The following is a 12,057-nucleotide window of genomic DNA, read 5'->3' as shown; positions in this document are numbered from 1 at the left end:
TCCCCCCCCCCCCCACCCCCCCGCCGCCCCCCCCCCCCTCCCCTCCCCCTCCCCCCCCCTCCCTCCCCCCCCCCCCCCCCCCCCCCCCCCCCCCCCCCCACGCCCGCTCGCGCGTCAGGACACCGTGATGGTGCCCGTGGTGTAGGGCATGTCCCACGTGGCCACTGTGTCCAGATCGGAGGTCCTGAGCAGCCGACCGCGCCGTCCCAGCATGCCGGAGGTACCGAGCGTCACTTCGCCGACCGGGTCGTCCTGGGTCGCGGCCTCCGTGCCGGCACCGCCGTTGACGTACGTCACCGAGTCACTGATCTGCATGGGTTCTCACTCGTCCTTCGTGTCCGCGGGAGTGGTGGTCGTGCCGAGCTGTGCTGGGGTGTGGGTGAGGTGGGCTGAGTGGGGTAGTCGTCGTGGGTGGTGTGGGTGTCGCGCGGGTCGTGGAGGGTGCGGGTCGGGCGTGCTCTGCGGTCGAACGTGGTGCGGGTCAGCGGTTCCGGTGGCCTTCCGGGGTGCGCAGGAGGAGGAGCGACGGTACGCGCTCCGGGAATCCCGCGCGGAGGAGTCCATGGCCGATCCCCGCGAGACCGGTCAGCAGACCGGGGTGCGGGACTCCGTCCGGGGCGCCGCTCCTGGCGTCGTTCTCCTCGACGGAGGCGAGGAGCGCCCCTGCTCGGCGGATCCAGTGCGGTCGGGCTTCGGGAAGGGCGGCATGGCCGAGGAGTTCGCACAGGCCCGCCTCGCCGTGGCACAGACTGTCGTCGGGAGCGGCCCCGTTCTGCCCCAGTCGCTCGGCGGTCCCGCGGGCCCAGGCCGCGAGGTGCGGGTCGGCCAGGGCGCCCGGGGCGTCCAGCACGGCGAGTGCGATGCCGGCGTCTCCCCGGCACCAGGCCGAGGCCCTGGCGATGCCCGCGCGTCGGGCGCCCGGGACGGGGGCGGAGACTCCCCTGCGACCTCCGCCCGGTCCCGGGGTGCCGTGCGGCGCATGTGCGCCGACCGCCGCCCGGATCGCGGACAGCCCCGCGAGCCGGTACCGCTCGACGGCGTGACGCCCCGCCCCGACGGTGCCCCCGGCTACGACCCGGGCCTCCGCCTCGGCGTACCGCAGCAGGGCCCATCCCATCCCGGCAGCTCCTTCCGTGAAGCCATGCCGGAGCGCGGCGAGTTCGGCACCCGCGGGATCTACGGGATCCGCGGCGGCGGTGGTGGCCGCCACCAGCCGGTCCGCGCAGGCCCGTGCGGCCCGCACGATCTCCGGATCGGCGCCCGGGCGGTCCTCCGCACCCGCACCCGCCCCGAGAACCGCACCGGCAGCCACACGCCCGCCGTACGCGGCCAGCAGCGCCACAAGGCCGCCCGCGAGCCCCGCGCCGACCCCGTACTCCGGCTCGGCCCCGGTCGCCGCGGCGGCCAGCCGCAGTGCGCCCGATGCCCAGGCGCCGACCTCCGGATCGTCCAGCAGCCGTGCCGTCTCGGCGAGGGCGTACGCGATGCCGCCGAGGCCGGAGAAGGCACCCGAGCCCACCGCGCCGAGTTCCTCGGGCCTGGCGTGGAGTGCGTGGAGGAGTCCGGGCATCGGCGCCAGGGCCGTACGGGCCGCCTCGGCGTAGTGTCCGGCGCCGGTGAGGGCCGCCAACTGGGCCAGGAACAAGGCCGGTCCGGTGTAGCCGTCGGCCAGGTCGGCCGCCATCGGACCGATCCGCCAGTACCGGTCGTCGAGAAGCTCCAGGCCGATCCAGTTGCTGCGCGGCCCTTCGCGGTACGCGAGGGAGACCAGTTGGTCCCCTACGGACCTGGCCGCCGAGAGCAGCCGCTCCGGCTCGGGGGCGCGACCGGCGGTACGGGTGCGCCGTGCCGCGACCGGCCGGTGCGCGGGGACACGGGAGGTCGTGGCCATCGCGGCCCGTACGATCCATTCCTGGTCCTGCCGGTCGACGGTGTCCAGGGCGTCGAGTTTCGCGGTGACGCGGCCGATGCCAGGCAGGTCCGTACGGTCCACCGGAGGGCCTCCCGGCGCGCCCCGGAGGTCGTCGCGACCGGGCCTGGCGGTGAACAACGGCACGTCCCCCGACCAGAGTTGGGCAATCTCCTCGTCGATCACGCCGGGTGCGAGAAGCGGTCCGAACTGCTCGGTCCGCAGGGTCTCGAGAACCCGCTGCCGTGCGTTCGCGTCCTTCAGGAGGTCGGGGTGCGTCGACTCGTCGAGCAGCAGCGTGTACACCCAGGTGGGACGCACGACCACGCGCACTTCGTCATCCTCGAACGACGCCAACGGGCCTGATTCTCCGTGCAGTTCGCCGGCCGCTGCGCCGATGGCCGTGTACCCGGCCCGGAAGCCTACGCAGAGCGCGTCGACGTGGGCCCCCGGGTCGACGGGCCCGCCGTCCGTCCCGCGTGGCCGGTTGGCGGATTCGCCGAAGGTCCCGGCCCTGCGCACCAGGCGCATCCGGTCGGTACCGGCGTCGGCGAAGTCCGCGCGTTCGACGGGCGACACGCCCGCATGACCGCCTCCCACCGCTGACACGTCAAGAGCACTGTGGTCGCCGACCAGAAGCTGCGGCAGCAACCCGACCCGGTACACCGAGTCGTGGAGCGCGCGGGCGGCGGGGTCGGCCGTGCCGGAGCCCGGGAGCGGCGGGTGGAACAGGGTCTCCACGTCGACGAGGACCGGGTGGGCGCCGACGGCGATCAGGTTCTCGTGGTGCAGGTCGGTCCCGTCGAGCAGGTGCAACAGCGCGAGCAGCGCACCCTGGCGGCGGTAGAACGCCTCGACCTCCGCCTCGGAGGCGCAGGGCCGCGCGGCGACGAACTCCACCCAGCCGTACGCGCCCCGGTCGAGCAGCCGCAGGGTACGCAGGTCCACGGTGTCGGGCAGCCCGTTGAACCAGGCGACGAGCTCGTTGAAATGGCGGTGCACGGCGAGGGGGCGCGGCTTGTACACCAGCCGGGTGCCGTCGGCGAAGCCCAGCAGCATCACGCTGCGCCCGCCCCGGTGCCCGTCGCCGGCGCCGGGCTCGATGCCCACGAGCGGCCCCGGGTCGCCGCCGGACTCCGCGAGAAGGCCGGAGGCCGTCAGGAGGGCGCGGTCGTCCGCGAGCCGTTCCAGCGCCTCCGCCACCGCGTCCGCCGCGTCGAGCGCAGCGCGCCCGAGGATCCGGGCGAGTACGGGACGCCCGGCGAGGAGGTCGGAGAGCCCGCGCCGGGAGGCGGTGCACGCCAGGAAGTCACGGAACCGGGCCCGCGAGTCGTCGCCTTCGAGCCGCCCGGCGCTGCGCGCCTCGTGCAACTCGAGGACCAGGGTCCGCGCGGCGGCCCGCGCCAGCCTGCCGCTGAGCCGGCGCTCCAGGTCGTCCCGTACGGCGGTCAGGTCCACCAGCTCGCGCACGCGGCCCGACAGGCGCCGCTCCAGGCGTTCCCCCGCGCGGTCGGTGAACGGCCGCAGGACCCACTCGAAGCCGCTGAGCCCGGGCAACTCCCCTGCAGGCACCTCGGATACGCCCGCGGCGGGGGCGGCGGCGGCCACGGCCTCCTCGGCCAGCACGGCCCAGTCCGGCCGTTCCGCGTCCCCGTCGCCGCGGACCAGCCCGCTGTCCCACCACCGCTCGTTCGCCGACAGCGACGTCGCCGCCTCGTATCCGGCTCCCACCGCCATCGCCCCCTCCTCGAACCGACCCGGCCCACCGCTCCGGGCCATGTCCGATCCTGGTACGGGGTGGGCCTGCGGTACATGGGGAACATCCCCCCATGTTTTCCACCGGCCGGCACGCTGAGGGTGCCAGGCAACCGCCACCTCCCACGACACCGTGCTGCGCCGTGGCGCTGTAAAGCCGTGGCGCGCCGTGGTGCCGTCCGAGCTCGAGGTACCACTCGCGCGCCGGGTCCGTGGCCGTAGCCGCCCTTCCCCCAGCGGTACGCCGCGCCGCCCGTGGTTCCCTACTGCCCGTGGACGCCACGCAGCAGCGGGTACACCTCGCCGTCGTCGGGGTCGCCGTAGGTGACGTACAGCTTCGGCAGTTCGGCGTCGCCCGCGACCCACCAGTCGTCCATGGTGCAGTTCTCGACGGACACCGTCACCTTCTGGGAGCCGGGGCCGGTGCCCGGGTCGTACGTCCAGGTTCCGGTGCCCGTGCACGCACGCACCTCGACGTCGAAGGAGTCGTCGAAGTGGAAGGTCTCGACCCGGGTGGCGGTGGCCTTGCCGTCCGCGGCCAGAGCGAGCGTCCCGCCCCTGCCGTCGGACCACGTCCCGGCGACGCGTTCCGCGCTGAGCTGCGGAGGCTCGTATCCGATCCCCGCGTACAGGGCGATTCCGGCGACGGTGAAGGCGGTGACGAACGCGAGTGTTCCGTACAGCGCGACCCACCCGAACATGGCGGTGGCCGAGACCTTCGGGCGATCGGGGAGCAGAACCCTGCGGGCGGTCAGCGCCGGGGCGGCGAGCGCGACGGCCGCCGCGATCCACCAGCAGAGCGCGGCCGGGAGACCGCCGGCCGTCGCCGCCACCACGACCGGTACGGACACGGCCGCGCCGACGGCCGCCAGCACCGGAACCCACCACCACACCTCGCGTCCCGACACCTTGCGGCCGAGCCACCCCGCCCCGAGCATCAGCGGCATGACGAGTCCGAACGACAGCAGCGCCCCCAGCGCGGCCCCGAGCGGCGTCACCATCAGGAAGATCATCCCCAGCGCGTCGACCGTCGGAGTGACCGTGCTCTCCTGGGCCTCCTCCCACACGACGAGCGCCGTCACCCCGATCATCGCCTCGACGAAGAGCACGGACATCGACGCCGTCACCACCTCGGCGAGCTTGTCCGACACCCGCACCAACGCCGGTTCCCGACTTTCTGAACGCATTCAAATCCCCTCCCGCCCCCATACTCCCCCACACCGGAAACGGGCTGCTCCACCGGGGTCGGCCATGGCGCCCCTCACACACGACCAGAAACCGGCGACGACGGAAATCGGTTCACCCCACCGCTTCGCCTCCGGAAAACTCGCCCCATGACCACCGACTGCACCGTGCGCCGAGCCCGACCCGACGATGCGCGCCGCCTGGCCGAACTGCGCTGGGAGTTCAAGGAAGAGGACCACGCAGGGCAGCCACCGCCTCCGGCCCGGCCCCTGGACGAGGCAGAACACTGGATCCGTGACCGGCTCGGCGACGGCCGGTGGCTGGCCTGGGTCGCGGAGACCGGAGACGACATCTGCGGCCACGTCTTCCTCTGCCCGGTGGAGAGGCTGCCTGAGCCCTACGACGACAACACCCCGATCGGCTACGTCACGAACTTCTTCGTCACGCCGGCCCAACGGAACAAGGGAACCGGCTCGGCGCTCCTCGATGCGCTCCGACTGCACTCCCGCCGCGCCGGATTCAACACCCTGATCGTCTGGCCGTCGGACCGCAGCAGCCCTCTCTACCTGCGCTCCGGCTTCCAGCCACCCGAAGAACTGCTGGAACTACCGCTCGACATCTGACGTGAGCACCGCTCCCGGGCCCGGGAGACGGAGGCTTCTGCATCGCCGTAGGGCGTCGTTCCTCATGGCGGTTCCAGGGCGATGGATGAGGTTCCCCCTCTTCGCCCCGGGGGCGGCATGCCGCCGTCCGGCGCCGCCCGGAAACGGCGTGGCCGACCTGCCCGCACCTGGCTACCCTGGCGCTCCTGGGCCGAAGGAGGCACAAGAACGTTGACGCGCAGAACACCCCAGGAGAAGAAGCGGCTGAGTTACGTCAAGGACCATCGGAACAACTACGGCGAGAACGACAAGAGCTCACGCAAGAGCATCCGCAGGAACAAGCGGTTCCCCAACAGCGCCAACCGACGTCACGCACAGACCGCGCTGGCGGCTCTCCTGGGCTCACCCGACGATGTCCGCGCCGACGCCGTCGAGGCGCGCATGAACGGCCGGCGCCCGAAGCGCTGGCAGAAGTTCCCCGACGCGCCGTTGGGTGCCATCGTCGACGGAGCCCTTCGGCGCCGCGCGAAGACGGGCATCGCCGAGGCCGAAAGCGCTGCCGCCCGCCTGCGCAGCGTCCGCAGTCGATTCGACTGGACGGCTCCTTCCGACAACCCGCTTCTGCCGCCCTTCGTGGTGCGCAGAGTCCGCTCGTCGCTCCCCGAGGACGACGAGTCGGGCTGCGCATGATGCCGGCCTTGAAGGACCGGGGTTCATCACAGTCGACGGTGTCCCTCGAACGTCGTTTCACGTCGTGGGTCGTCGGCAGTCGATCAGGCTGCTGGAGACTGCCGGTGGCGATGGCTGCGAAGGCGAGCAGGTGTTCCGGCCTGCGTGCGTAGCGTCGGTGGAGCCGGCGGCAGCCGGTGGGCCAGGACATGGTTCGTTCGATGACCCGGCGGTGGCGGCCGAGCCGCCCTGAGGTCCCGACGCCCCGGCGGGCGGTCCATGGCGCGACGCCCCGGGAGCGAAGCCGACGCCGCAGGTGGCCGCACCCGTCTCCGCACCGCACCGCTCCGCCTGCGGGATCACGATCTACAGCCGGAGTGCTAGGCGCGCGCCGTATGCTCCTCGCCGCGGGTGATGCCGAGGGTGGCGAGCAGGTCCTCGTGGAGTTCCATCCACACCGTGTGGCACGAGTCCTCCTTGACCCGGTCGACCCACGACAGTTCGCCGCGCCGGACCCGCGCGAGCGCGCCCGTGAAGCGGGGGCCGTAGCCGCCGAGGCGGCCGATTCTCGCCCCCAGCTCCTCCGACAGCACGTCGATGACCCCGCCGAGTTCGGTGAGCTCGTCGAGCACCCGCCCGTCCCACGCCGCGTCCCCGTGCTCGTTGACGGCGAGCCGCCCCGCGCCGTCGGGCCGCAACTGCCAGTCGGTACACGCCCGGAGACAACGGGCGTTGTGGGCGAGGAACGTCTCGTACCGTTCCCGTACGAAGGGTGCGAGCCCCGCCCTCGCAAGCTCCGCGGCGAGCTGCCGCTCCCCCTCGGCCCGGCCGGAATCGGTCAGGGTCCACCCCCGTGTCCCGGCGAACGCCCGTCGGGTCACCCACCCCCTCGCCTCGTGGTCGAGGAGCGCTTCCCCCACGACCTCGGGGTCGAGCCCGTAGCGTGCCGCGGCCTCGTCGTCGCCGGCCACGCCCTTGAGCCGTACGGCGTGCAGGGCGAGCAGCTCGGGGGCGGAGACGACGGGGCCTGCCGCGAAGTCCTGGAGATCGCTGGGGTTCACCACACGTCAGAGCATAGGTCGCCCGGTCGGGGCGGGACCCTCCTCGTACGGCCCCAGGCCGAGGACCCCGAGCCGAGGCGCAGAAGCCGGGGACCCGGAGTCGAGGACCCGAGTCGAGGGCCCGTGGCCGGGAGCTACTGCGGGGAGGGCGGCGTCAGCGGCTGCTGCGGTCTCCGTAGCAGGAGGAGGGCCACGTCGTCGGTCCGGTGCGCGGCGTCCCTGACGTGCAGGGTCAGCTCGTCCGCGAGCCGGTCCAGATCAGGGGCGTCGGACACCCCGAGCCTCTCCGCCAGGTCGGCCATGGCCGTACCGATGTCGAGGCCCGGTGCCTCGACGAGACCGTCGGTGTACAGGGCGAGGACGGAGCCGGGTTCCCAGGGCAGCTCCATGGTGTCGTAGGTGACGTCCGTCGCGATCCCGAGGAGCAGCCCCGGCGGGACCTCCAGCACCTCGGCGCTGCCGTCCGCCCGGCGCAGGAGGGGCGGCGGATGGCCCGCGCTCGCCAGTCGCAACCGGTGCCGGGCGAGGTCGAACTCGGCGATCAGACAACTCGTGAAACGGTCGGCGTCGAGGTCGTCGAGCAGCCGGTTCGTGCGCGCCAGGATGTCGCCGGGCGACGCGCCCGCCGTCGCGTGCGCGTGGACGGCGGTCCTCACCTGCCCCATGAGCGCGGCAGCGGTGGTGTTGTGTCCCTGGACGTCACCGATGACGGCGACGACGGAGGTGGGAGTGGCGCGGACGAGGTCGTAGAAGTCCCCGCCGATGTCCATGCCGTGACCGGCCGGCAGATAGCGGGCTGCGACGTCGAGACCCGGGAGCGGGGTCAGGTTGTGCGGCAGCAGAACGTTCTGGAGGCTGCGCGCGAGGGAGCGGTTGGCGTCGTACAGCCGGGCCCTGTCCAGTGCCTGGGCGATGAGCCCGGCCAGCGAGGTGAGCAGCGCGCGCTCCGCCGACGGGAAGGGACGCGGCCGTACGTACGAGAGGATCAGGGAGCCCACGGGCCGGCCGGAGGCGATCAGGGGCAGGAACGCCCAGGCGTTGCGGCCCTCGTAACGCGGGGCGAGGGGATGGGCGCGGCGGAGGTCATCGTAGGTGGGGAAGAAGACGGGGACGCCGGTGGAGAGCACCTGGGCGTCGGCGAACGGTGCCGTGAGCGGTTTGCCGTCGAAGCGCTCGATGAACTCCTCGCTGTAGCCGCGGTGGCCGATGACGCGCAGTCGGCCCTCGTCGACGCTCATGAGGACGAGACCTTCCGGGCCGAAGGCGGGCACGATCTGGTCGGCGACCAGTTCGACGACGTCGCGCACGCCGGCCGCCTCGGCCAGGGACGCGGCCAGATGCATCAGCTGGTAGACCGCGGTGGCACCGACGGGCTCGCCGGGGCGGTTCGGCAGATTCGGAACGCGAGCGGACGCGGGGACGCCTGACGCGGGGCCGGTGGCGGCGGACGCAGGGCCGATGGCGCCTGACGCGGGGCCGCGGGCAGCGGACGCGGTACCGGTGGTACCTGACGCGGGGCCGGGGGCTGAGCCAGGGGCCGAGCCGGGAACGGTCGCGGAGGGCGGACCGGTCCCGGCCCCCTGAGCGGTCGCGGCCCCGGAGTCGGTCGCGGCCCCGAAGGCAGTCGTCCCGGCCCCGGAGTCGGTCACGGGCCCCGAGTCGGTCACGACCCCGGGGGCGGACCCCTCGTAGGGGACGGGCCCGTCCTGCGGCCCCGGCGGGCCGTCGGCGGGCGGCGGGCCGTCCGCCTGCGGGATGATGAGCACACTGATGCCGGTCGCGTCCGGGTAGAGCTCGAAGAGCAGCGACGTCGCCGGCCGTCGCACCACGGTGAACGACGTCGGCTGCCGGGTCACGGCCGCGGCACGGTAGCGGTCCTCGAAGGCGGGGTCGTTCAACCACAGCAGCGTCTCCCACGGCCGCTTCCCGAGGAGCGCCGCCGCACCGGCGTTCACCAGCTCGGCGGCGGCGGTGTTGATGAAGGTGATGCGGCCGTCGAGGTCCAGGGCGCAGCACCCCACGGGCAGCCGCTCCGCGAGGTCCAGTGCGGCCGCCGCGAGGGCGGGGTCGGCCTCGGAGGGGCGCTCCGGGTGGACGACGAGCGGTTCGGTGGGATGGGGCGGCGGGGGATCCTGGTCGGCGGCCCTCCGCAGCAGCCGTGCCGACAGACGGCAGTGGGCTTCGAGCGTCTCGTGTTCGCGCGCGTCCAGCTCCGGCGCGCGCGAGACCGGCCAGAGCAGGACGACTCCGCCCCATACCGTCGTGTCGTCGGCGATGGGGACGGCCGCAAGCATGAAGTCGTACGGCAGCACGATCCCGATCCGCGGGTAGCGGTGGGCGATGTCCTGCAGGCCGCTCAGCCAGACGAGCCGCCGGTCGCGGATGGCCTCGGCGACCGGGATCGGGGCGTCGACCGGGATCCGTACCCAGGGCGCGATGATCTCCCGGGACAGGCCCGAGATGAGCACCAGGCGCAGCATCCGGTCCCCCGGGATCAGCAGGTAGACCAGCCCCACCGAGGCGTCGGTGTCCCGCATGAGACCCGTGAGCACGGCGGCCATCCGGCCGTCGGCGAAGACGTCCTCGGTCCCGCTGCCCGCGTTCTCGCCCATGAGCCTCACCCGCCCGTGGCGGCGGGCACGGCACCGCGCGGGTCCGGGCGCGGCGCGCGGCGGAGCCCACCGGCCCACGTGGCCGGGCCCGGTGGCCCGGAGCGCGGTCGACGGCGGGATACGCGCTCGTCACGCATATTCGGACGATACGTCGCCCGCCGGGTGCCCGCGCGACGGGGGCGAGGGCGCAGGCGGGGCCAGGGACGGAGGCGGAGTCGGGGCGGGGAGGGGGCGGAGAGACGGCGGCCCGCAGGTGGCGCCCGCCCGTCGGCTATCGTGCACCGTCGTCGGCCGCCGCACCCGTCAGGGGCGGTCAGAATCAGGAGAACGTGCATGTCAGAGGCCATCCGCGGCAGCGCAGCAGCACCCGGCGTCGGCCATCCGCCCGCCTCCGTGCGCCGGTCCGCCCGACCGCGTACGGCGGTGGGTCGCACGCTCGCCCTGATGCTGTACGTCTGGGGGTCGGCCGCCGTCGTCTCGGGCGTCTCGTTCCTCGTCCCGAGCGCGGAGTGGGTGGCCATCGGCACGGGAGTGGTGCTGTGCGTGATCTTCGGGGCGCTGCTCCATCTGCTGCACCGGGGCGTCTGGCTGCTCCTGCTCGCGGTCGCGCCGGCACTGTTCGTGCTCGTCGGCGCGGTCCAGTACGCGCCCGAACTGGCACTCGAACGCTATGGGGTGCGCGAGAACGTCGTCGTGGTGGCCGACAGCGCCGCCGGCACCGGCAGCAAGCACCATGAACTGACCCTGCGCCGCTCCGACGGCCAGGAGCTCGCGGAAAGGTTCGTCTACCGCGGCAGCGGCGCCCCGGCCGTCGGCGAACGCCTCGCCGTCGTGCGCGACTCACGCGGCAAGGTGCCCCTGGAACAGGCCGACCAGATCGACGCGGCCGGCCGCCTGGACGGACTCTTCGGCGGCCTCACCGTCTGGACGGTGCTGGTGCTGCTGGCCGGGTGGCGCGGTCATGTCGCCCGCCGCCGTGACCTGGAGCTGTACGTCGGCGGCGCCCGCCGCTGAACCACGGGGAGCGGCGGACCGAGGGAGGGGGCGAACCGCCGGAGGGGTGGACCGCGGGAGGGGGCGAACCGCCGGAGCGGTGGACCGCCGGAACGTTCTCGCGGTGAAGTCGACGTCCTGACGGCCACGGCGGCGGCTCTTCGGGGCATCCCGTGGTCGCCCGGCCGCGCGGCTCCGCCGCGTCGTCCGGGGGCCGGGATATCAGTGGGCGGAGGTGGCGGTCGACGGCGACCGCCTCGTCCGGAAAGGCTGAAACCGTGACCGTCCAACCCATCCCCGAGGGGTATCCGCGGGTCACGCCGTATCTCTGTGTCGACGGAGCCGCGGCCGGCATCGACTTCTACGTGACTGTGCTCGGCGCCGAGGAGCGCATGAGGATGCCGGCCCCGGACGGCAGGATCGGCCACGCCGAACTGGCCATCGGGAACTCGGTCATCATGCTCGCGGACGAGTTCCCGGACATCGGGTTCCGCTCCCCCAAGTCGATCGGCGGCACGCCGATCACCCTGCACGTGTACGTGTCGGACGTCGACGCGGTCTTCGCCCGGGCGCTCGCGCAGGGCGCGAAGGAACTGTCGGCCGTCAAGGACGAGTTCTACGGCGACCGCACCGGCCAGTTCGAGGACCCCTTCGGGCACCGCTGGAACGTCGCCTCGCACATCGAGGACGTTCCGGCCGAGGAGATGGGCAAGCGGGCCGAGGAAGCGATGGAGTCCCTGAACTCCGGGTCGAACGGCGCCTGACCCCGGGGTCGTGCCTGGCCGCCCCCGGGCCGCGCCGTCGCCTCCCCGCCGTCAACGGCCGTACAAGCCGCGGCACAGGTCGGCCGCGCCCATGGGAGCGTCGATGTCCTCGGCCTGGCGACACAGTCGTCGCATCTCCGGAGTCCCCGCGCCCGTCGGCCGCGGCCCTCCGTGGGCGGCGGACGGCGCCTTGGGACGTGCCGTCTTCCGCCCGGACGGTGCCGCCGCCCGGGGTTCCGTACGAGTGCGCGTCTTCCCGGCGGCCTGCTTCGCCCGCTTCGGCGAACCGGCCGGATTCCGCGTGTCCGTCGACCCTCTGTACGTCGGCGGCGTCCCCGCTCTCCGCTCCGGTGACCGCCCTGCGGTGGGAACGTCGGGAACCCCCACCGCTCCGGGGGTGACCGGCCCTCCTCTCGGCCTCCCGCTCGGCGTGCCGGGGAGCGGCTCCGTCTCGGCGATCTCCTCGTGCGGAACGGGCTGCGCGGGCACGGGCCAGGCAGAAACCGG

At 73.6% G+C, this 12,057-nt stretch carries 9 protein-coding genes and 1 pseudogene; 4 read left to right on the top strand and 6 right to left on the bottom strand.

What is annotated here, in order from left to right:
• Positions 1–114 precede the first annotated feature (114 nt).
• The 3 genes from ACZ4XX_RS21900 to ACZ4XX_RS21890 form a co-directional block, all read right to left on the bottom strand.
• Positions 115–315 (bottom strand): hypothetical protein, encoded by a 201-nt coding sequence (locus ACZ4XX_RS21900; RefSeq protein ID WP_468509529.1) that lies wholly within the window; start codon positions 313–315, stop codon positions 115–117.
• Positions 316–481: 166 nt separating this feature from the next.
• A complete protein-coding gene (locus ACZ4XX_RS21895) occupies positions 482–3,646 on the bottom strand; it encodes a type 2 lanthipeptide synthetase LanM family protein (RefSeq protein WP_468509528.1) in 3,165 nt (1,054 codons plus the stop codon).
• A gap of 281 nt (positions 3,647–3,927) precedes the next feature.
• On the bottom strand, positions 3,928–4,851 hold the full coding sequence (locus tag ACZ4XX_RS21890) for a hypothetical protein (protein WP_468509527.1): 924 nt from the start codon (positions 4,849–4,851) through the stop codon (positions 3,928–3,930).
• A gap of 147 nt (positions 4,852–4,998) precedes the next feature.
• On the opposite strand from ACZ4XX_RS21890, the gene ACZ4XX_RS21885 reads away from it, so the two are divergent.
• Together ACZ4XX_RS21885 and ACZ4XX_RS21880 are read left to right on the top strand one after the other, a co-directional pair.
• Entirely contained in the window at positions 4,999–5,472 is a 474-nt protein-coding gene (locus ACZ4XX_RS21885) for a GNAT family N-acetyltransferase (protein ID WP_468509526.1), read from the top strand.
• Positions 5,473–5,682: 210 nt separating this feature from the next.
• Positions 5,683–6,141: a hypothetical protein gene (locus ACZ4XX_RS21880; RefSeq protein ID WP_468509525.1), complete on the top strand. Its 459-nt coding sequence runs from the start codon at positions 5,683–5,685 to the stop codon at positions 6,139–6,141.
• 106 nt (positions 6,142–6,247) lie between these two features.
• On the opposite strand, the pseudogene ACZ4XX_RS21875 reads toward ACZ4XX_RS21880, so the two are convergent.
• From ACZ4XX_RS21875 to ACZ4XX_RS21865, 3 genes and pseudogenes are all read right to left on the bottom strand, one after another.
• Positions 6,248–6,439 (bottom strand): annotated as a pseudogene (locus tag ACZ4XX_RS21875) (IS5/IS1182 family transposase); the annotation flags it as partial.
• Between the two features lie 61 nt (positions 6,440–6,500).
• Entirely contained in the window at positions 6,501–7,184 is a 684-nt protein-coding gene (locus tag ACZ4XX_RS21870; protein WP_468509524.1) for a transcriptional regulator, read from the bottom strand.
• A 131-nt stretch (positions 7,185–7,315) separates the two neighbouring features.
• Positions 7,316–9,793 (bottom strand): SpoIIE family protein phosphatase, encoded by a 2,478-nt coding sequence (locus tag ACZ4XX_RS21865; RefSeq protein WP_468509523.1) that lies wholly within the window; start codon positions 9,791–9,793, stop codon positions 7,316–7,318.
• Between the two features lie 333 nt (positions 9,794–10,126).
• On the opposite strand from ACZ4XX_RS21865, the gene ACZ4XX_RS21860 reads away from it, so the two are divergent.
• Positions 10,127–10,807 (top strand): hypothetical protein, encoded by a 681-nt coding sequence (locus ACZ4XX_RS21860; protein WP_468509522.1) that lies wholly within the window; start codon positions 10,127–10,129, stop codon positions 10,805–10,807.
• A gap of 257 nt (positions 10,808–11,064) precedes the next feature.
• On the top strand, positions 11,065–11,550 hold the full coding sequence (locus tag ACZ4XX_RS21855; RefSeq protein ID WP_468509521.1) for a VOC family protein: 486 nt from the start codon (positions 11,065–11,067) through the stop codon (positions 11,548–11,550).
• Positions 11,551–12,057 lie beyond the last annotated feature (507 nt).

It is taken from the genome of Streptomyces sp. NPDC029956 (genome assembly GCF_055574655.1).
The sequence above is the reverse complement of the archived record's forward strand: the minus strand, read 5'-3'. Positions and strand labels throughout refer to the sequence as shown.

Excerpts from the sequence above, each read along its gene's own strand:
- ACZ4XX_RS21890 (WP_468509527.1), bottom strand. The coding sequence starts at position 4,851 with ATGCGTTCAGAAAGTCGGGAACCGGCGTTGGTGCGGGTGTCGGACAAG.
- ACZ4XX_RS21895 (WP_468509528.1), bottom strand. The coding sequence starts at position 3,646 with ATGGCGGTGGGAGCCGGATACGAGGCGGCGACGTCGCTGTCGGCGAAC.
- ACZ4XX_RS21885 (WP_468509526.1), top strand. The coding sequence starts at position 4,999 with ATGACCACCGACTGCACCGTGCGCCGAGCCCGACCCGACGATGCGCGC.
- ACZ4XX_RS21865 (WP_468509523.1), bottom strand. The coding sequence starts at position 9,793 with ATGGGCGAGAACGCGGGCAGCGGGACCGAGGACGTCTTCGCCGACGGC.
- ACZ4XX_RS21860 (WP_468509522.1), top strand. The coding sequence starts at position 10,127 with ATGTCAGAGGCCATCCGCGGCAGCGCAGCAGCACCCGGCGTCGGCCAT.
- ACZ4XX_RS21900 (WP_468509529.1), bottom strand. The coding sequence starts at position 315 with ATGCAGATCAGTGACTCGGTGACGTACGTCAACGGCGGTGCCGGCACG.